General features: G+C 68.0%; 18 protein-coding genes. All 18 read right to left on the reverse strand.

All coding sequences use genetic code 11. From position 1 onward, the window contains the following. Window positions 1-318 (reverse strand): exodeoxyribonuclease VII small subunit (gene xseB / locus F8M74_RS34980; RefSeq protein ID WP_163884706.1); only part of this gene is annotated, 318 nt, incomplete at its 3' end. Window positions 319-360: 42 nt separating this feature from the next. After that, window positions 361-2,076: an exodeoxyribonuclease VII large subunit gene (gene xseA / locus F8M74_RS34985; RefSeq protein ID WP_141257976.1), complete on the reverse strand. Its 1,716-nt coding sequence runs from the start codon at window positions 2,074-2,076 to the stop codon at window positions 361-363. Then, a complete protein-coding gene (locus F8M74_RS34990) occupies window positions 2,073-3,821 on the reverse strand; it encodes an FHA domain-containing protein (protein ID WP_141257977.1) in 1,749 nt (582 codons plus the stop codon). Before F8M74_RS34990 ends, xseA begins: the two co-directional genes overlap by 4 nt. A 27-nt stretch (window positions 3,822-3,848) precedes the next feature. Beyond that, complete coding sequence (locus tag F8M74_RS34995) at window positions 3,849-5,303, reverse strand: FHA domain-containing protein (protein ID WP_141257978.1); 1,455 nt, start codon at window positions 5,301-5,303, stop codon at window positions 3,849-3,851. A gap of 6 nt (window positions 5,304-5,309) precedes the next feature. After that, a complete protein-coding gene (locus tag F8M74_RS35000; RefSeq protein ID WP_141257979.1) occupies window positions 5,310-6,200 on the reverse strand; it encodes a type II secretion system F family protein in 891 nt (296 codons plus the stop codon). 10 nt (window positions 6,201-6,210) lie between these two features. Beyond that, the gene (locus tag F8M74_RS35005) at window positions 6,211-7,056 is read right to left on the reverse strand and encodes a type II secretion system F family protein (RefSeq protein WP_090494277.1); all 846 of its coding nucleotides are present in this window, start codon (window positions 7,054-7,056) and stop codon (window positions 6,211-6,213) included. A 41-nt stretch (window positions 7,057-7,097) separates the two neighbouring features. Next, window positions 7,098-7,913 carry a Flp pilus assembly protein CpaB gene (cpaB, locus tag F8M74_RS35010; RefSeq protein WP_011554644.1) on the reverse strand — a complete coding sequence of 272 codons (816 nt, stop codon included), beginning with the start codon at window positions 7,911-7,913 and terminating at the stop codon, window positions 7,098-7,100. 203 nt (window positions 7,914-8,116) lie between these two features. Then, window positions 8,117-8,848, reverse strand: a complete 732-nt coding sequence (locus F8M74_RS35015) for a hypothetical protein (RefSeq protein WP_141257980.1) — start codon at window positions 8,846-8,848, stop codon at window positions 8,117-8,119. Window positions 8,849-8,964: 116 nt separating this feature from the next. Further along, window positions 8,965-9,711, reverse strand: a complete 747-nt coding sequence (locus F8M74_RS35020) for a hypothetical protein (protein WP_141257981.1) — start codon at window positions 9,709-9,711, stop codon at window positions 8,965-8,967. Continuing rightward, entirely contained in the window at window positions 9,708-9,935 is a 228-nt protein-coding gene (locus F8M74_RS35025) for a hypothetical protein (protein WP_011554647.1), read from the reverse strand. The genes F8M74_RS35020 and F8M74_RS35025 overlap by 4 nt, the downstream gene beginning before the upstream one ends. Next, window positions 9,932-10,741 (reverse strand): hypothetical protein, encoded by an 810-nt coding sequence (locus F8M74_RS35030; RefSeq protein WP_141257982.1) that lies wholly within the window; start codon window positions 10,739-10,741, stop codon window positions 9,932-9,934. Before F8M74_RS35030 ends, F8M74_RS35025 begins: the two co-directional genes overlap by 4 nt. After that, window positions 10,738-11,511 (reverse strand): hypothetical protein, encoded by a 774-nt coding sequence (locus F8M74_RS35035; protein WP_141257983.1) that lies wholly within the window; start codon window positions 11,509-11,511, stop codon window positions 10,738-10,740. Before F8M74_RS35035 ends, F8M74_RS35030 begins: the two co-directional genes overlap by 4 nt. A gap of 1 nt (window position 11,512) precedes the next feature. Next, on the reverse strand, window positions 11,513-12,706 hold the full coding sequence (locus F8M74_RS35040; protein WP_141257984.1) for a TadE/TadG family type IV pilus assembly protein: 1,194 nt from the start codon (window positions 12,704-12,706) through the stop codon (window positions 11,513-11,515). Between the two features lie 8 nt (window positions 12,707-12,714). Next, complete coding sequence (locus F8M74_RS35045) at window positions 12,715-14,799, reverse strand: Tad domain-containing protein (protein WP_141257985.1); 2,085 nt, start codon at window positions 14,797-14,799, stop codon at window positions 12,715-12,717. Between the two features lie 21 nt (window positions 14,800-14,820). Next, window positions 14,821-15,810, reverse strand: coding sequence for a TadE/TadG family type IV pilus assembly protein (locus tag F8M74_RS35050; RefSeq protein WP_141257986.1), 990 nt, complete (start codon window positions 15,808-15,810; stop codon window positions 14,821-14,823). Between the two features lie 96 nt (window positions 15,811-15,906). Next, entirely contained in the window at window positions 15,907-17,283 is a 1,377-nt protein-coding gene (locus F8M74_RS35055; RefSeq protein ID WP_141257987.1) for an anti-sigma factor, read from the reverse strand. Beyond that, entirely contained in the window at window positions 17,280-17,912 is a 633-nt protein-coding gene (locus F8M74_RS35060; RefSeq protein ID WP_171410505.1) for an RNA polymerase sigma factor, read from the reverse strand. The genes F8M74_RS35055 and F8M74_RS35060 overlap by 4 nt, the downstream gene beginning before the upstream one ends. A gap of 82 nt (window positions 17,913-17,994) precedes the next feature. Continuing rightward, complete coding sequence (locus F8M74_RS35065; RefSeq protein WP_141257989.1) at window positions 17,995-18,402, reverse strand: DUF2085 domain-containing protein; 408 nt, start codon at window positions 18,400-18,402, stop codon at window positions 17,995-17,997. Window positions 18,403-19,332 lie beyond the last annotated feature (930 nt).

The following is a 19,332-nucleotide window of genomic DNA, read 5'->3' on the forward strand; positions in this document are numbered from 1 at the left end:
CAGGGCCCGAGGGGCCGCGGGCGCGGGTGCCGCCGGACGCGCGGCGACCGACAGGGGCGCCACCACGTCGTTTCCGTCCTCGTCCAGCAGGAGCTGTTCGATGCGCTGCTCCGCCTCGGTGAGCAGCTTCTCACCCCGGCGCACCAGCCGGATGCCCTCCTCGAAGGCCTTGAGCGAGTCCTCCAGGGAGAGATTGCCGCTCTCCAGTCGGCCCACCGTCTCCTCGAGCCGGGAGACCACGTCCCCGTACTGCTCGGGGACCTCGGCCTCCGCCACCTTGTCCGCCTTGGGCGCCTTGTCCGACTTCGCCACTTCCATCCACCTCCCCGTATGGGGCGCGGGACTCTAGAGGGTGGCCCGTCAGCAGTCCACCGGCCCTTTCACCGCCGTGACGGTGGCTTCGATTTCTTCACATCCCCCGAGCGACTTCGCCCCGTTCGACGCGAGCTTCAGCCCCAGGCGCTCTCCCACCTGGACATCCGCGCCCGTGCGGACCACCGCGCCATCGCGCTGTCGGAACACCACCGAATAACCGCGTGACATCACCTTCAACGGACTCATGGCGTCCAGACGTCCCTCTAGACGCTGGAAACGCTTCTGTGCATCCGCCAGGGCCCCCTGCTGGAGCGCCAGCAGCCGCGCCCGGTGAGCGGCCAGCCGGGCGCGCTCGCGGGCCACCTGGGCCGCCGGTGACGCCCTCTCGAGCCCCAGCCGTGCCGTCGCCAGCGCCCCGTGCCGCGTCGCCACACCTGCGCGCACCGCCTCCGACAGCCGCATGGCCAGCTTCAGCAGGTGCGCCCGCTGCTCACCCAGCCGTGCCTGGGGACGCGCCCGCTGCAGCCTTTCGGTCAGCGACCGAAGCTCCTCGCGGTGTCCTCGCACGGCCGGCCGCAGCACGCGCATCATCGACTCCACCTGCTCGGACAGGTGCAGCCGCTGGTGGTTGATGGCCCGCCGAGGGTCCTCCAGCCGCGACGCGAGCTGCCCCTGCTCCTCGCGCAGCTCCAACACCCGGCGCTCCATGGCACGCCGCAGACGGCCCGCCTGCGTGGCCAGCGTCAGCTCCAGGTCGGCCAGCACCGGCGCCAGGCGCTCCGCCGCGGCGCTGGGTGTGGGCGCGCGCAGGTCCGCCACGAAGTCGGAGATGGTGAAGTCGATTTCGTGGCCAATGGCGGACACCACCGGTACCGGCGAGGCGAAGATGGCGCGCGCCACCCGCTCCTCGTTGAAGGTCCAGAGGTCCTCCACCGAGCCACCACCCCGCGTCACCACGATGACATCCACGTCCGTGCGCGCCAGCCGCTCGATGGCGCGAGCCACCTCCACGGCGGAGCCTTCGCCCTGCACGCGCGCGTCCGCCACCAGGACGCTCTGCCGTGGGTTGCGCGAATGCAGCACGCGCAGGAAGTCCTGGAGCGCCGCACCCGTGCGGCTCGTCACCACGCCAATCCGCCGAGGCAGGGAGGGCAACGGCCTGGGAGGCCGCACGCGCCCGGGGCCAATGAGCCCCTCCTGGGCCAGCCGCTCCTTGAGCTGCTCGAAGGCCAGCGCCAGCGCGCCCTCGCCCACCGGCTCCAGCCGCTGGACGATGAGGCTGTAGCGGCCCTGCGGCTCGTACAGGTCCACGCTGCCTTCGGCAATCACCTCCATGCCGTCGCGCAGCGCGAAGCGCAGCCGGGCCGCCATGGAGGCCCACACCTTCGCGTCGATGGCCGCGCCCGCGTCCTTCAGCGAGAAGTACCAGTGGCCGCGCGCGTTGGGCCCGCGGAAGCCCGTCACCTCGCCGCGCACGATGACGCGGGCGAAGCGCGACTCCAGGGTCTGCTTGAGCTGGCGGGTCAGCTCGCCCACCGACAGCACCACGCGCTCGGGCTTGGGCGGCGGAGGCGGCGCGCCTTCCATTGGCCCCAGCAGCGAGGTGCCGTCCTCGTCCACCGGAGGCGGTGGAGGCTTCGGCGGCGCCGCGGCCTTCCGCGCCGCGCCAGCCGCACGGGGGGTGGAGGCGCCACTGCCAAACAGGTCACCCTGCTGGCCCACTGGCGGCAGCGTGCCGCCTCCCACCTTGCGCCGGGTCATCGGGACAGCTTCTCGACCCAGGTCTTCGCCTTCTCGTGGTACTCGTCATCCGGAGGCGTCATCGCCACCACGTCCTTGAACTTGGGCAGGGCCTCGTCGGGGCTCCCGTCCTTCAGGGAGTAGGCCTGGAGGTAGACGTCCTTCGCCTTCGCCTTCAACTCACTGATGATGTTGGCGGCGCCCGCGTGTCCGGGGTCCGCCTGCAGCGCCTTGCGCGAGTAGTCCATGGCGCGGCCCCACTGCCCCGCCGCCTTCGCCGCGGTGGCGCCCTTGTAGAAGATGGTGGCCGCCCGCGTGCCCGCGTTGCGCGCCATCTTGCTGGGACGGCCGCCGGTGATGTCCTTGTCCAGCGACATCAGCTTCGACAGGCCCCGGGCGTCCAGGTCCTCCAGCCGCTTGTAGAGGTTGCCGAACTCCGTCACCTGCCCGAGCACCTTCTTGCACTGCGGCGTGCGCGCCATGCACGCGTTGAGGATGGCCACCGCGCCGGACATGTCACCGTCGCGGAAGCGGTCAACGGCGGGCTCCCACGGCTTGGGAGCCGGCCCCTGGACCACGGGCCTGGGCGTGTCACGGACGATGATGGCCTGCGCCGCCTGCTCGTTGATGAGCTTGGCGTCGCGGTGCTCCGGGAAGGCCACCAGGATGTCGCCGGTGATGGCCTTGGCCATGTCGAGCTGATTCTCATCCAGCAGCTTGCGCGCCTCGCGCGTGCGCGTGTCCGCGGACTCCGACAGCGCGCGCTTCGTCGCGTTCACCTGCTCGTAGAGGAACTGGCTCTCACCCGCGCTGGCCAGCAGCGTACCGGCCTTGCCCAGCTCCTTCTTCGCCAGGGCCTCCTTGGCCGCCGTCAGCTTCTCCTGGACGGGAATCTCGCGCGCGGCGTGCCCGAGGTAGTCCGCCACGCCCGGGTACTCCGGGGCCTCGGACTGGAGCTCCTCCAGCTTCGCCTTCGCTTCGACCCACTTGCCCTCGCGCACCAGGTTCTTGGCGTCCTGGAACAGGCTGCCCAGCCGCTCCCGGTGGTTCTTGCCCTGACGGGCTTCTTCCGCGGCGACCGCCTGCTGCTTCTGGACGTTCATCCGCACCACGCCCAGGCCCGCGAACAGCACCACCACCGCGCCCGCCACCCCCAGCTTGATGAGCTTCTTCTTCTTCAGCTCCTCGGGGGTGGGCGCCGTGGCCGCCGTCGCGCGCGCACTGCGCACGCGGCCACCTTCGACGCGAGGCCCCGGACGGGGCGGCACCGCGCCGCGGCTGCCAGAGGCCGCCGGACGAGGACGCGGACCGGGGGCCGGCGCGCCGACCATCATCGTGGAGTTGGCCACGTCCTCGAAGCGCAGCTCCGTGTCGCCCAGCGTGATGACATCACCGTTGGCCAGCGGCGTCTCGTCGCTGATGACATCGCCGTTGACGAGCGTTCCGTTGCCGGAGCCCAGGTCGCTCACCGCCCAGCCCGCTCCCGACTTCCGCACCATGACGTGCTTGCGGGACACGGAGGTGTCCGGGATGCAGATGGCGTTATCGGTCGCTCGACCGATGACGTACTCCTCCTCGGACAGGGCAAACTCCTCACCATCCTTGGGGCCAGCGATGCAAATGAGCCGGGCTGCGGCGGAGACGGGGGAAGGCGCGGGCCGGGCGGACGTCCTGCGCACGGCGGGACGGGACCCGGTCCCACCCGAGGGCGCCCCAGCAGGGGGCCGGCGGCGTGCCGGAGGGGAACCGTTGGACATGCGAATCACCGACTTCCTGTCGAAGTGAGCACGCGCCTACAGCTCGTGCTCGTAAGCCAACTGCAAACCTAGATTGTGGCAGCGATGCTCGGCCGTAGGGAAGCGTCGACCCATTTCCTGCAACGCGGCCCGAGCCGTCCGCGCATTCCGGTACTGTACGCTGCGTTGGAAATCGAGCATCAGCTGGCTGCACTTGTGGTCCAGCTCGGTTGCCATCTGGCCGAGTTGGAAACGCACGTCCTGATAGATGTCAGGCTTGGTGTCCAGAGCCTCCAGCGTCACCCAAGCGAAGCGGTACTGCTGCCACGCCTTGAAGAGGTTCTCCGCGCCGACGTCGCGCGACTCATAGAAACGGGCGCCCGTGGCCACGTACTGACGCGCCTTGGCCAAGAGCTCATCTTGCGGCAACTCCGGCACCGGGATGATTTCCAGGCGCAGGTTCCACACACGCCAGGTATCCCGCCCCGGCGGGTTGCGGACGTTGTCGAAGACGATGGAGTTGAGCTCGCCCCGCTTCAGCGCGGAGGGCGGGAGAATCTGCTCCAGCCCGCGCTCCGTCACCGCGTTCACGTCCGGCGGCACCCAGCCCACGTCCACGCCGTTGACGACCAGCGCCACCTCTTCCTTGGAGATGCCACTGGCCATGTAGTGGACCACGGCCACCGCCCGCGTCGGAGTGACGAACTGGAAGGCGAACGACTTGTGGTCCGGGTTCTCCCACGTCACGCCCTCGCCCACCCCGAACGAGTCTGAAATCACCTCGAAGTCCAGGTCCTCCGGCTCCACGCCGGACGCCCGGCCTTCGCCCTTGGGCATGAAGAAGACGGCCAGCACGCCCACCAGCGCCAGCACCAGGCCACCTCCGACCGCGCCCACGCCCAGACGCGCCGGCTTCGACAGCTGCCCCCACCACAGGAGCAACCTGCCCGCCTGACTGCCCGCGAGCTCCCGGCGACGGCGTGCGCGCTCCGCCGCCGTCTGCCCCGCCCCGGGCTCGGCCTTCGCCACGGCGGCGGTGCCCGGACGCACCGGCACCACCGCGGGCTGCTGCGCGGTGGGATGGCCCTCCGGCAGCACGATGCCGCTCTCGGCGGGAATGGGGTCGTTGAGACGGATGGGACGGGTGGCGTCCGGGTCCAGCGGCGGGACGGGGTCGCCCCGGCGGATGGGCCGCGTGGCGTCCTCGTCCCCCTCCGGCGGCACCCAGACGAAGGTGAACTCGACGGGGCCCACGCCAATCTTGTCCCCATCCCGCAGCTGCTGCTCACCCGACAGCAGCCCGCCGTTGAGCACGGTGCCATTCGAGCTGCCCATGTCCGCGACGAAGTACTTGTCGTCGCGGAGCACGATGCGCGCGTGCCTGCGCGACACGCCGTGGTCGTGCAGCACCAGGTCGTTCTCCGAGGTGCGGCCGATGTTGACCTCGGCCGCCTCGAAGGTGAGCTCCCGTCCCTGCTGGAGCCCCTGCGTGATGGTCAGGAGGATGGGCACGGGGCGCTACCCCGCGACGTTTCCGAACATGAACTGGAACACGATGGGCCCGAACAGCACCATGAACACCGTGGGGAAGATGCACGCGATGAGCGGGAAGAGCATCTTCACCGGCGCCTCGCCGGCCAGCTTCTCCGCGCGCTGGGTGCGGTCGATGCGCATCTGCGTGGACTGGATGCGCAGCACCTTGCCCAAGCTGGTCCCCATCTTGTCCGCCTGGATGAGCGCGGTGACGAAGGTGGTCAGCGGCGGCAGGTCCACGCGGACAATCATGCTCTTGAGGCCCTCTTCACGCGTCTTGCCCATCTTCAGCTGCTTGAGCACCAGCTGCAGCTCCTCGCGCAGCGGCCCCGCCTTGCCCTTCTCCACCACCTTGGCCAGTGCCGCGGTGAAGTCCAGGCCGGCTTCCACCGACAGCGTCAGCAGGTCCAGGCTGTAGGGCAGCGCGCGGCTGATGAGCAGGTGGCGCTTCTTCACCTGGTCGTTCAGCCACATCAGCGGGTAGTACATGCCGAAGAGCAGGAACAGCGGCGCCCACACCAGGCTCACGCCGAAGCCGTTGAGCAGGATGAGGCCCATGATGAGGCCCACCACCGCGCTGACTTCCTGCAGCGCCATGATGTCCTCGGGCTTGTATGCCTGCGGCTCGCCCGCCTTGATGAGGTTGCGGCGCGCCTTGGCCTCGTAACCGGGCCACATGAAGCGGCGGTTCATCGCGCCCAGGCGGCGGATGGCCACCGAGCCGAAGCCCTTCATGCCGCCCGTGGACTCGTCACGGACCTCCGACAGGAAGCGCTCCAGCATCGTCTGGTACAGCCCCAGGCCCAGGAAGCCCACGGCGCCCGCGAAGAGGAGCGCCGCGCTGCCGATCAACATTGGCGTCAGGACATCGTCCACGGTGCACCTCTCAGATATCGATGTTGACGATGCGCCGGATGATGAGGATGCCCATCACTTCCATGATGGCGATGATGATCACGAGGATCCAACCGAAGATGTGGTCCATCATCGGCTCCATCAGGTCGGGCCGCATGTAGTTGAGCACCATGCCGAGCACACCGGGCATCGCCGCGACGATCCACCCCTGCAGCTTTCCCTGCGAGGTGAGCGCGTCGATCTTGCCCTCCAGACGGAAGCGCTCGCGGATCACCGTGGAGATCGTCTCGAACATCTCGGCCATGTTGCCGCCGAGCTGACGGGCGATGTTCGTGGACACGACGACCAGCTCCAGGTCGTCACTGCCCACGCGGCGGCCCATGTTGATGAGCGCCTCCTCCAGCGGCACACCCAGCTTCACTTCCTTCACGAAGAGCCCGAACTCCTGCGACAGCGGCGGCATCGCCTCGCGCGCCACGTGCTCGATGGCCTGGGGGAACGTGAGACCGGCCTTGAAGGCGTTGGCCATGGCCTGCAGCGCGTCCACCAGCTGCACGTTGAACTTCTTGATGCGCCGCTTCCGGTAGTGCTTGACCATCAGCATCGGCAGGAAGAAGCCGAACACCGTGGCCACCACCGCCATGATGGGGTTGAAGATGATGTACGACAGGATCCCCAACAAGCACATGCACGCGATGTTGAGGATCAACATCTGGCGTGGATCGATGAAGAGGAACATGTCGCTCAAGTCGTTCATCGACTTGGCGACGTAGCGCTCCTGGTACTGCTCATACGCCTTCGACAGGACGCTGAAGATCACCAGGCTGAAGAAGAAGACCGAGCCGGTGACGAGGAGGAGGACGATTCCAGCAAGCATGTGCGCGCTTCCCTAAGAGCGAGGGTGGACGACGCACGCCATCACGGCGCGCCAGCGCCCGCGGCCCGCTCGGCACCGCCCTTGATGATTTGGATGATTTCGCGGCGCTTCTGCTCCAGCACGCGGGTGCGCTCACCCGACAGCAGCGTGCTGATGGTCGCGCGGCCACGCTCCTCGATGAGGTCCACGTCGTCCTCGTTGCGGAGGCTGAGCGTCAGCTGGCCGAGCTCCACCGCGAGCACCAGGATTTCGGCCTCTTCCGGCAGCACCATCAGCGAGATGTTGTTGTACTCGCGCTGGTTCTCCGGGATGAGGTTCACGTTGGTGGTACCGGTGATCTTGCCCGTGGCCACCACGATGACGTTCTGAAGCAGCGTCACGGCGACGTTCTCGTCCGTCTGCGGGTCGCGGAAGGTGCCAATCACGTCCACGTGGTCATTGGGGCGAATCCAGCCGCCCACCGACGTGGTGTGCTTCGCCTCGATGGTGAGGGCGCGCGCCTTCTTCTGCACCTTCGACGACAGCCGCTCGGCGGCCTTGGTCGTCTCGAACTGGCTCCACAGCAGCGGATCACCCGCCTGCAGCGCGACCAGCACCTTCTGGTTCACGATGTAGGACGCGGAGTCCGGACGCACCACGGAGGACGTCACGAACTGCTCCGGCACGGAGCGCTGGGAGATCATCTCGAAGGTGATGACCGTGCCTTCAGGGACGTCCTGCGCCGCCACGACGACGGGCACCAGGTTCCATCCGCGGCGGACATCCGCCTCCTTCTTCTTGATGGCGGAATACGCGATGACGCCGGCCAGCAGGCCCAGCACAAGCGCGACGACGAGCGGAGTCTTGCCCTTCAGCATGGTTCAGAAACCTCCAGAACGGGGGGGAGCCGTTCGGCGGCGATGATGGAGTCCGAAGTGGAGTCCAGAGCAGGTGTTTGAATACAGTGCAGTGCAATCAGCGAATGGCGCGCGATGTTAGCCGTGCGATACACCGGGTGTCAAAACCACCTCTCGCGACAGCTCTGTATCGCGCGCAATCCGGGACCTGACATCGTGCCGCGTCAGAGGTCGTTGATGGCGTCGCGGTCCGGTGTCGTCAGGCCGCGGCCCTCGGTGATGCTGTAGAGGGCGTTCTGCACCACGCCCACGTCCTCGGAGCTGTCGATGACCTTCCCCTCGAGGAGCCGCAGCAGTTCCTGCAGCGCGTCATCCGACGTGACGGGGCCGACCGCGTAGGTCATGAATTCGTTGGAGGGGTCCCGCTCCTCGTTCAGGCAGTACATGTAGAGAGGAACGATGTAGACGTTCTCCTCCACCCCGCCGTCCGGGGTACCGGCATCGTCCCGCCCGCCGGGCCCCGGGGGAGTGGGTGGAACGACGAGGATGGTGCGCTCGATGAGCAGCCCGTTCTGGCCGCGTCCCTCGGAGGTGGACACGACGACGAGCCCCGGGGGGAACTCCACCTCGACAGGCGCCCCGGTGTCGTTGCGGAGGGGCACGCAGACGCGGACCAAGGCGCCCGAGCCCTGTGACTTCACACGGGCGTTTTCGCACTCGCCGGAGACCTCGGCGGCGCCGCGAAGGGTGCCGGCGAAGCTGACACCCTCGGGGAGGGAAAAGGGCGTGCCCTGCGGCGCGCCGTCGTCCTCGCCCAGGCCGGGGCGGAAGACATTCACGCCCGCGTCGAGCCCATGGGAGGGCGGCGGATTGTTTCCGCCACCGCCGTCGCATGCCACTACCCCTGCCCCGACCGCCGCCGCGACAACCATCCACTTCCATGCCGCCTGCGCCATTGCGCGCTCCTTCCCTCAATCCAGGACGCCCCACCGGCCGGGACCGCCGCGTCATGAGGTCTGGTGAGACTGGCCGAGTCTCAAGGCACCCGCAACCTTGCAGCGCGCGCGAGGTGTCAGGGAGTGGGCGGAATCACGGGTTGCGCGGGCGGCGGAAGGTCCGGGTTGTACAGGCCTCGCAGCACCAGCGTTGCCCCCTGGTCATCCTTGAGGAGCGCCGGCTGGCCCTGGTGGAGCCCCACCAGCCGCACCGAGAAGCCCACGCCATCCGGCGTCACGTGCACCGCGAGCTGCCCTGGCACGAGCGGGTCCGGCACCGCGCTCTCGGAGGGCAGCCAGGCGACCTGGGGATGAACGGGGAGGAAGGCGCGCGTGTACACCCGTACCTCGCTGGCGCCGGACCTCTGGAGCGCGGCGCGCCACGCGTCCTGCGACTGAGGCGTCTCTCCATGTGACTGGAGCTCGTGCACCATCAGCAGGTGGACGCGCCGGGCCACGCGGAGCAGCTCCAGGTTGGCCGCCACGTCGGAGCGGGACTGCTCCAGCCCTTGCGGACGACCGCCGGCGAGCGTGGCCATGACTCCGAGGAGGATGACGCCGGAGGCCCACAACGGCGCGGACCGGCCTCGCACCAGCTCCCAGCCCAGGCGTGCCGTGCCCACCACCGCCAGCAACGAGCCGACCAGCACCAGCCAGCGCGGCACCGCGCCCGCGTGGAAGGGCTGACTCAAGGCCTGCGTCAGGTGCGTCCACTCGGGCACGGACGCCACGCCCACGCCCACGGCGAAGGCGATGAACAAGACGGCGTGCACCAGCCGCAGCCCCAGCGGGGACGGCTGCCCCACCTCACTGCTTGCCGTCACGGGAACGGCAGGTTCAGCACGAAGTAGAAGGAGTCGTAATAAATCTGGTACGCCTCCATGAACAGGTCGATGACGTTGGACTGCCGGTCCTCCGACCAACGGACCTTCACCGACGCGCCAATGATGAGCGCGACGACGAGAATCCAGTTCAGGAGCGAGTACTCCAGCATGGCCTGCCCGCGACGGTTACGGGCGCGGGAACGCAGCGTCTTCGGGTGGTTCACGGCGTGTCCTCAGAGGTGTCGTGTCCGTGCCCGTCATCCGCGTCGCCGGGCAGGTCATCGAGTATAGCATCCGCGTACTCCAGCTTGATCTTCGGTGCGTCTGGAGCGGGGATGCGCATGCGGGGTTTGGCGTCGATTCCGTACTCCGCCACTTCCATGGCGTGACCGATGCCGGGAATCTCTATCTTGGCCAGGTTCAGCAGCGGAATCTCACGGCTGAGCCACATCCGCTTGATGACGGTGTTCTTCAGGACGACTTCGACGGGGACGGCGGCCACGGTGCCTGCCAGCGTCATCAACCGGGACTCCTTGCCCGAGCGCGTCGTGGGCTTCACGCCCTTGGGCAGCGGCGCTTGCTTCTCCGGCGGTGCGGCCTGGGCCTTCTTCGCGTCCGCCTCCTGCTGCTTGAGCACGTGCTGGAGCGCCTCGTCCGAATACTCCTGGGGCTGGCCGAAGCCCGTGCCGATGTAGAGGCGGGAGATGGCGTCATAGCGAATCTCATCGCCCTCCCGGGCCACCAGCATGCGCATCTGCGCGAGCGGCGACTTCATGGCCGGATGGGTACCCGCCTCCATCTCCACCCACACCGCGTCCCGGCCCTCCTTGTCCTTCTCCTCACCCACCACCGCCAGGCGCCAGTAGTAGACGCGCAGGCCGCCTCCGTTGAAGCGGTACGTCACCCAGTCGCCCAGCCGGGCCGGACGGGCGCCGCGGGACATGTGCTGCACCAGCTCCCGCGCGGGATTCGCCTCCACGCGGACCGGAAACGCCAGCACCACTGCCGCCACCACGAGCAGGGCCCTCACTTCGCTCCCTCCTTCTTCTGGGCCTGGTCCCGCTCGTAGGCCTCGCGGCTCTGGCGCACGGCATCGTCGTTGGGCACCGCATCCGGGCGGTCCGAGCCAATCCACATCTGGACCACCGCGGTGACTCCCTCCTCCGCGGGCGACAGCGTCGTCACCACCTGCTCCCCCTTGCGGGCGTGCTCCATGGTCAGCTGCGTGCCGCCGCCCATCTTGAGCGCGGACTGGCGCACGGGCGCGTAGCCGCGGCGCTCCAGCTCCGCGTTCACCTGCTGCTGCACCTTCGTCAGCTCGCCCGTCACCAGCGTGGTGCGGCTCTGCGAGCCACCCGGGTCATCCCGCGTGGCCAGGTCCTGGCTGTAGAGCGCGCCTTCCAGCGCCACCAGCCCGGGCGCCGGCTTCTTCGGCGGACGCACCCACAAGTCCCGCAGGACGGTGAAGCCCAACGTCTTGCCCAGGTGCTTGCGCAGCACGACGCCGCGCTGGAGCCCCTCGCGGGTGTAGAGCGCCGACACCACGCCCTCGTCCTGCATGTCCCCCTCCACCACGGTGGGGTAGCCCTCTTCCTGCCACTTCCGGGCGAAGTAGGCCGCCACCTTCTCCATGGAGTCCGGCGTCGTGAAGTACGCCAGGCGGTAGTACTCCCCGCCAATGACCAGGTCGTTGCCGATGCGCGTGTGGATGGTGCCCGGATAGATGGGCAGCTCCTGCTCCGCGGCTGCTGGCGCGGAGGCCAGCAACGCGAACAGGAGCGCCGTCCGGACGGCCCCCACCCTACTCGCAGGGAATCTTGAGGTCTTGCTCGTCATTCTCCGTGGCCTCCGGGCGGGCATCCGGGTCGGTCGGGTCATCCGCCATGGCCCGCTTGCACCCCATGTAGAACTCGCCACGCGCGTTGAAGACCCTGATGTAGTTGCTGTTCGCGTACGTCATCTCGTCGCGGAACGGCGCGGTGTCGAAGCAGTTGGGCCGCTCATGGTCGGTCAGCTCGAAGCTGCGCTTGTGCATGACGTGGAGGCCGCTGCTGGCCTTCGCATCATACTGGGCGAGACCGGTGCAGTCGCCCTTCTGCGAGGCGCCCACGCCGTAGTTGCGCGACACCACGAACGTCCCCAGGAAGTTGGGGAGCACCGAGGCGACCACGTCCAGGATGGCGCCGATGCCCAGGCTGTCCAGCGTGGAGGCGAAGCCCAGAAACACCATCCGGTCCACCTGGCGGTAGAGGCCGTGGGGCTGGCTGAGGGAACCACCGGTGTGCTGACCGGCGCGGCGGCCACGGACGATGGCGTCACCACCGTCCGGCATGTGCCAGCCGTTGGCGTACATGGAGTACTTCGACTTGAGCCGCAGGCTGCCCAGGTCGCGCCCGCCCATCATGTTCTCTTTGAAGAAGCCGCCGTTGCCACCGCTCTTGTCGAGGTACCGCGTCGGCAGGATGACGTTCTCGTAGTTCATCTCGACTTCGGATTCGACCCAGCCCTTGTTGTTGAAGCCCCACTGGTTCAAAACCCATCCCATGCCGTTGTTCAACGGGCTGAGGATGGCGCCCGCCAGGCCGCCTCCTTCGCTGGTACTCGGGCGGCTGAGCATCCCGCTCTCGAGAAGCGCGATCTCCTTGTTGGTGATGGTCGCCGTCACGTCCGTGTAGCGGGCAATGAAATTGCCGCCGGTGCCGTTGGGCTCCACCGAGTCCATGTCCTTGAAGCGCTCGACGAACTCCTCGTGGGCCTCCCGGCGAGCGTCCTCGAAGGCGTCATCGTGCTTCCCGTTCGCGAAGTCGGAGAGCGCGTAGCTCGTCATCTCCCAAACGGCGTAGCGCGCCGCCTCCTGGAGCTTGAGCTTCGCCCTCACCAACTCCGTGAGGTACATGCTGAACATCAGAATCATCACGAGGAGCGGCACGGAGAGCGCGAACTCGACCGTGGCGGCACCTCTTGAGCGCGAGCGCATTTGGAGACGGGCACGCATGGCAGTCCTCAGTGCGTCATGATCTTCGGGGCAATGCCCTGAAGCGGTCCGGGCAGCGCATCCATCATCTCACCAATCCTCGGCAGCGAGTTGCGGCCCTGGAACACGGACGCCAGACGCGGGCGCCAGTAGGGGTTGAAGAAGTTGGGCTGCTCCGCCCAGTTGCCGGGACGGTGGTAGTAGGTCTGACCGCGGGAGATGACGTTGAGGCCTTCGACCAGGCCCAGGAACTTCTTCCGGTTGTTCAGCATCTCCAGGCCGTCCGTGTCCGGCGTGAAGGCGAACTTCACCTTGCCGTCCTGGTTCAACAGGGCGGGCGCGTTGGTGCCGGTGCCGTCCTTGTTGTCCCGGTTCACGACCTGCTCCGGATCCTTGTTCAGCGCCACCCAGGCGGTGGGCTGGTTGAAGTCCGCCTGGCGCTTGGATGCGTCGTTCATGGACGCGTTGGCGGTGGGGTTGCACACCGAACCGAGCTGGCCAGGCTCGAAGTGCATGAACGGCGTCAGGCCGCCCCAGCGGTGGTGGCCGTCCTGCACCGGCCGCACGTTGGCCGCGAAGACGTCCGTACGGGCCCAGCACACGAACGCGAGCTCCAGCACGCAGATTTTCGAGCGGTGCAGCCCCACGTCGCGCTCGGGGCCACCCGGCCGCATGTGGCCGGACCAGCGCTCCGGGTTGTTCGGGTAGTTAACGCGCCAGTGCATGCCGCCCCGGTGACGACCGCTGTCGGTGTCGTTGAGCGCCCAGATGCTCGTCTTCGTCATGTGCTTGTACGGCAGCTTGGTGGTGTTGTTGTTCCCCTTGCCCTTGCGGTTGTCGCCGAAGCACTTCCAGTAGTCGTCGTTCTTGGTGCACGACACCGGGTTGTCCGCCTTGCCCACGCCCACGTCGATCTCCGGCGGGCCGAACTTGAGCCAGTACGGGTCGTCCGAACCGATGTTGTCACCCTGTGCCGTCATGCCCCAGGGATGGAGGTTGTCGTTCCAGTCGCGGATGTAGTTGCGGCCTTCCTGGCCGGGACCGCGGCCGGCGCGAATCGCGTTGGCGTTGGGGAAGCCCGTGGAGAGCATGCGCGTCTGGCCGATCTTGCCGAACTCGAAGATGCCCGGGATGTCCACGCCGCCGTTGAAGAAGTCCCGCATGAAGCTGAGCATGTCCGGCAGCGGCAGCAGGTCACCCATGCGGCGGCTGGTGATGAAGCCCTGGGGGCACGCACCGCCGTTGGCGTCACAGGCGTAGCGCGTGGCGTTCGTGATGCCACCCATGGAGCGCTTGGCGCGGGCGATGGGGTCGTTGGCGTCCTTCTTCGTCACGTCCAGCGCGCCGAACGGGTTCTTCCACGTGTTCGGCGCCAGCGGCTTGCCACCCGCGTGCGGGCTGTGCGCCTGGCTGAAGAGACACTGGCTGTAGAGGCCCGTCGCCAACTGGCTGGCCAGCGAGGAGATGTTGCTGTCGTTGTCGTCGATGACCGTCTGCGTGGTCTGCGTCACGTGCGTGGACGCGGACATCATCACCGCCTGCGACGCGAAGTACATCACGCCGTTCATCACCCGGTGCGCGGGGATGATCCACTCACCGATGATCCGGTCCGGATTCAGTCGTGTGATGACCTGTTGGATGGGTCTGAGGAAATAGTTCCGGTACGCGGTCATGATCCGGCCAATGGCCTTGATGACCGCGCTCACGTACGGAATGACATTTTCCAGGATGGGACAGGCGATCTTCCAAAAGAGGTTGCTCGTCTTGCCCGCGCATGGATTCAACGTGCGCATGAAGCCGTAGATGTCCGTGAGGAACGCCTCGGCGGAATAGATGAGTGACAGCAGCGACTGCCACATCATCGCCGACACGTAGTGCGACACCTGCGTGCGGTTGGCGTACGCGTAGAAGTTGAACGCGCGCGCCTCCATGGCGGCCATGGAGTACGACGCGGAGTCCGCCGTGTTCTGCAGGCGGATGCGTTCATGCACCGTGTGGCCGATGTTGACCGTGGTCAACACGGCGATGGACATGATCAACACCATCAGGGCGGCCAGCACCAAGGCCTGGCCTTCCTGGCGGCGGAAACTCTGTCGGAGGGTCCGGGTGAACATGGGTCGGGAGTCCTCTTCCTCTTACAGACCCCAGTCGGGGTTCAGGTGCATGATCCACTTGCGGTGGAAGTTGGACTGCATGCGCATGCTGTACGTGGCCGTCAGCGGCATGAAGTACCGCTTGCCAGCCAGGTTGGAAACGATCGGGATGCTGCCGTTGGCCAGCATCCAGAGAACGGTCATCTCGAGCGGATAGACGGAGTCGTACCCCATCTCATGCTCGATACCGCGGGCGCCGGCGAGCAACGGGTTGAGGTTGCCACGCCGGTTCATCATGTTCGCGCGCGGGTCCACGGTGCCGCGGTCAATGGCGCCTCGCAGCGCCATGCCCGCGTTCGAGGCGAACCACGAGTAGAAGATGATGGAGTTCGCGAACGGTACGCGCAGCTGGTACCAGTAGCGCAGGCGGATGGTCAGTCGCGTGGACTTGCGGAACACCAGCTCCGCGTCGTCAGGCTCCGGCAGGTTGAAGAACTTTCGGATGTGGTTCTCCAGCGAGGGCACCTCCGGGAAGGAGTCCGCGCCGTCGAAGTCCAGCTCCTGCCAGTTGTAGCCGGTGCGCAGCTTCCACATCGAATCGATGGGCGTGAAGTACGCGGGACTGATGGTGTCCACGCGGATGACGCCGAACAGGTTGGAGCCGTTCACCGTCCGGGGAACGCGGCCGCCACCGAAGTTCAGCATGCGCATGCCGGAGTCGTAGAGCTGGTGGAGGACGAACGTCTTCCCCAACTCGACGATGTCGTCGGTACGCCCCATGGTGGGAAGCAACGCCACGATGGCCGCGTCATGCATGCGCTCGTTGTTGCCGTTCCACACGATGCCGGCACGCGCGGCCTGGTAGGCGGCGTACTCCGTCATCAGCTTCGCGTGTTGCATCATCGTGAGCTGGATGATCCCCAGCGTCATGAAGACGGCGAGCGGCATGATCATCGCCGCTTCCACCGCGGCTTGACCCGACTGCCGGCGAGACGCCCCCTGCGCCCGCGGTTCCTGTGCTTCCTGTCCCATGAAACCATTATCCGTGGACAGGGGTCAGAAGCGCATCGGTCAAATGGACAGACTTACGCCTACGTTCTCCTCCCATTTGATGAGAAAATACACCCGCTATTTCGCAGGTTTAGCGGGCATCTCGTTCGCCGATGACTCGCGAGCCACCCGCCGGCGCGCCGATCTGGCGGCATCCGAGGCCGGCGCTTCTTGTATCACGAGGTTACAAGCCTGGAGTCCTTCGGCACGCCTACCCAGAGCGAACTCAAACTCGCACAGTTGGTTCAGAAGCATCCAGCGCTCCTGTCCAGTCGCCCCCGAGGCCAGGGCCGAGCGGATCAGCCCAGCCGCCCGGACGCCCTCCCCCGCGTCGAACGCCGCCCGCGCCTGGCGCGACAGCTCCGCGACGGTGGGGCGCTCCATGGAGGGCGGTGGCGGCGCGGCGGTGGGTGCGGCTTTCTTCGAGGCCGGTGCCGGCGGTGGGCGCTGAAGCTCGGCCTTGGCCGGGGCGGCGGCGCCTCCCAGGGTGCCCTTGGATTCCGACGCGGCCAGCTCGTCGTCGTAGGCAGCGCCCCGTGCCACTGGCGACTTGGATCCCAGGCGCAGCGAGTCGCGCGGGGGGACGGACCGAGGTGCCTGCGAGTCCGCGACGCGCCGCTCCGACAGACCCGCGAAGGCGTCGTCCGAGTCCGCCGGCGGTGTCTGCAAGTCCATGGATTCGCTCGCGACCTTGGACTCCTCGTCCAGCGACGACGGCGCCCCTTCCTGCGCCATGGGCGCGGGCTCCAGCGCGGCCCGCATGTCGGCCTTGGGTACGCGAGCAGCGGCGGGCGGCCCACGCTTCGCCTTGCTCTCGCTTTCACGCCGCATCCGCGTGTCGAGCCCGCCGCCACTACCAGCGTTGGCCCAGTCCTCCGCGAGCAGACGCTGCTCCCGTGAGTTCTCGGTCCCCTTCGACTTCTTCGGCGCGGCCATTTCCCGGGCGGCGTAACCCACCGCTTCCGCCTCGGCGGGCATCGTCACCGCCGCCGCGGGGGCCGGAGCGGCCGCGGCCGGCGCGAAACCATCGGCGGACGGAGGGGCCACCAGTTCTTCCTTCGCGACCTCGACCTTCGCCGCGCTCAAGTCAGGCCGCGTGAGTTCGGGCGACCGGGCCTCGAGCGTCAGAAGGCCAAAGGTGCTCACGGAGGCCAGGCCCACCACGGGCAACAACCACCGGCGCCAGCGGGACGGCTTCGGCGCGGGGCCCGCGGCGGCGCGGCGCGCGGCCTGCTGGGCATAGGCCATCAGCGACTCCAGCCCCGCGTCCGGAGCGGGCTCCACCGACAGCTGGGACATGGTGGCGCGCACCCCGCGAATGTCGTCCAGGGCCTGGGTGCAGCGGGCGCAGCTCTCCAGGTGGGCTTCCACGAGGCGGGCCTCGGGCACCGGCAGTTCGCCATAGGCGAAGTCGAGCAGCCGGTCCTCCTGCGCATGTGGATTCTGCGGCTTCATCCCACCACCGTCCTTCCGTCCTCGGCGAGGTCGCCGTCGACGCCCATCTCCGCCAGCCGGCGGCGAAGCCCGTCGAGCGCGTAGCGCATGCGGCTCTTCACCGTGTTCTCGGACACTCCCGTCACCTCCGCGATGTCCTTGAAGGGGATGCCGCTGTACTCGCGCAGGGTGAAGACCTCACGCTGCTCGTCCGGGAGCGTCGCCAGGGCTCGCTCCAACAGGGGACGCAACCGGGCGTTGTAGGCACCGCGTTCCGGGCTGGCCCCCGCGTCCGGCAGGCCTTCCCCCAGGGGGCGTGACTCGTCCCGCTCCGCTCCCGGGGCGGGTGCCTCCAGGGAAGACGCCTGGCGGTAGCTCTCTTTGCGCGCGCTGTCCACGCAGAGGTTCCTCGCAATCGTGTAGAGCCAGGTCGTGAACTTCGCCTTGGGCGTGTAGTCGCCGGCGCTCCGAACCACCTTCAGCCACGTCTCCTGCAGCACGTCCTCCGCCCGTGCCCGGTGCCCCGTGAAGCGGAGGATGAAGTTGAACACCGGCGTCCGGTGCTTGCGCACCAGCGTCTCGAACGCGCGCGCGTCCCCCGCCTGGAAGGCGAGCATCAGCCGCTCGTCTGAGGTTTCCGGTCCCAACACTCCCCCAACTCTCCTTGGAGCCACCCTCACCCGGCCCACTCCGCCACCCGTGCACAGTTAACGTGCGACGGGCCGCCAGGGTCTATCCCCGGCGAGGTCTCTGGTAAGTGGCGAGAATGACAGGGACGGCCACCGCTGTCACGAGCGCGCCTTGCGCCAGGAGCACCGCCGGCAGTGGCTGCTGCAGGTGCACATACAGGGAGCGGCCGAGCGCCGCCCCCAGCAGCACGCCCGTCAGGGTGCGCACCGCGTTGCTTCCCGACGCCGGCCGGAAGCGGCCCACCGCCCAGTCCGCCAGCGCGGGAACGGTGAGCGCCAGGACGACGGGCACGTCCAGCGCCCACCGCAGCGGGGCGCGCACGGCGAACAAGCCCACCATCACGGCCAGCAGCACCGGATAGGTCCCCAGGCAGCGCGCGCACACGCGCACGCCGCCGAACAGGAAGGTGCGGTTGTACTCATCCGGATGATGATGGCTGAGCCAGAACACCGGGACTTCCTCCAGAAGGGGCTGCGGCCGGGGCCTCGCGCGCATCGGCCTCCGCCAGGAAACACGCGGCGAAGTGGCCACCGCCCAGCGCATAGGACGGGGGCGACTCGCGCCGGCACCGCTCCATGGCATGAGGACAGCGCGGATGGAAGGTGCAACCGGGGGGCGGAGCCAGGGGTGATGGCGGCTCGCCCGGCACCAGCAGGCGCGTCCGGGCGTGGCCCGGGTCCGGGACGGGCACCGCGGACAGCAGCGCCTGGGTGTACGGGTGGCGCGGCTGACGGTACAGCGACGCGGCCGGGGCCAGCTCCACGATGCGGCCCAGGTACATGACGGCCACCCGGGTGGACACGTACTCGACGATGTTCAGGTCGTGGGCGATGAAGACGTAGGTGAGGCCCCGCGCCTGTTGCAGGTCCACCAGGAGGTTGACGATTTGCGCCTGCACGGACACGTCCAGCGCGCTGATGGGCTCGTCGGCCACCACCAGGTCGGGCCGCAGCGCCAGCGCTCGCGCGATGCCAATGCGCTGCCGCTGCCCGCCGGAGAATTCATGGGGGTAACGCGCCAGTGCCTCGCGCGGCAGCCCCATGGCGTCCACCAACTCCGCCACCTCGCGCTCCCGCTCCCCCGGCCCTCGGGCCAGTCCGTGGATGGCGAAGGGCTCCTCCAGAATCTCCCGGACCGTCATCCGGGGATTGAGCGAGGCATACGGGTCCTGGAAGACGAACTGCATCCGCTGGCGCAGTGGCCGCAGCTGTCGCTGGGACAGTCCGGTGAGTTCCTGCCCGTCGAAATGAACGGAGCCCGCCGTGGGCTCCACCAGCCGCAGCACCGCGCGCCCCAGAGTGCTCTTCCCGCAGCCACTCTCCCCCACCACCTGTCTCTTATACACATCTGACGCTGCCGACGATCTTACGCGTGTGGATT

The organism is Myxococcus sp. CA023 (genome assembly GCF_010998615.1).
In the GTDB taxonomy this organism is placed as follows: domain Bacteria; phylum Myxococcota; class Myxococcia; order Myxococcales; family Myxococcaceae; genus Myxococcus.

Excerpts from the sequence above, each read along its gene's own strand:
- F8M74_RS35045 (WP_141257985.1), bottom strand. The coding sequence starts at position 14,799 with ATGTTCACCCGGACCCTCCGACAGAGTTTCCGCCGCCAGGAAGGCCAG.
- F8M74_RS35040 (WP_141257984.1), bottom strand. The coding sequence starts at position 12,706 with ATGCGTGCCCGTCTCCAAATGCGCTCGCGCTCAAGAGGTGCCGCCACG.
- xseA (WP_141257976.1), bottom strand. The coding sequence starts at position 2,076 with ATGACCCGGCGCAAGGTGGGAGGCGGCACGCTGCCGCCAGTGGGCCAG.
- F8M74_RS35015 (WP_141257980.1), bottom strand. The coding sequence starts at position 8,848 with ATGGCGCAGGCGGCATGGAAGTGGATGGTTGTCGCGGCGGCGGTCGGG.
- F8M74_RS35055 (WP_141257987.1), bottom strand. The coding sequence starts at position 17,283 with ATGAAGCCGCAGAATCCACATGCGCAGGAGGACCGGCTGCTCGACTTC.
- F8M74_RS35050 (WP_141257986.1), bottom strand. The coding sequence starts at position 15,810 with ATGGGACAGGAAGCACAGGAACCGCGGGCGCAGGGGGCGTCTCGCCGG.
- cpaB (WP_011554644.1), bottom strand. The coding sequence starts at position 7,913 with ATGCTGAAGGGCAAGACTCCGCTCGTCGTCGCGCTTGTGCTGGGCCTG.
- F8M74_RS35005 (WP_090494277.1), bottom strand. The coding sequence starts at position 7,056 with ATGCTTGCTGGAATCGTCCTCCTCCTCGTCACCGGCTCGGTCTTCTTC.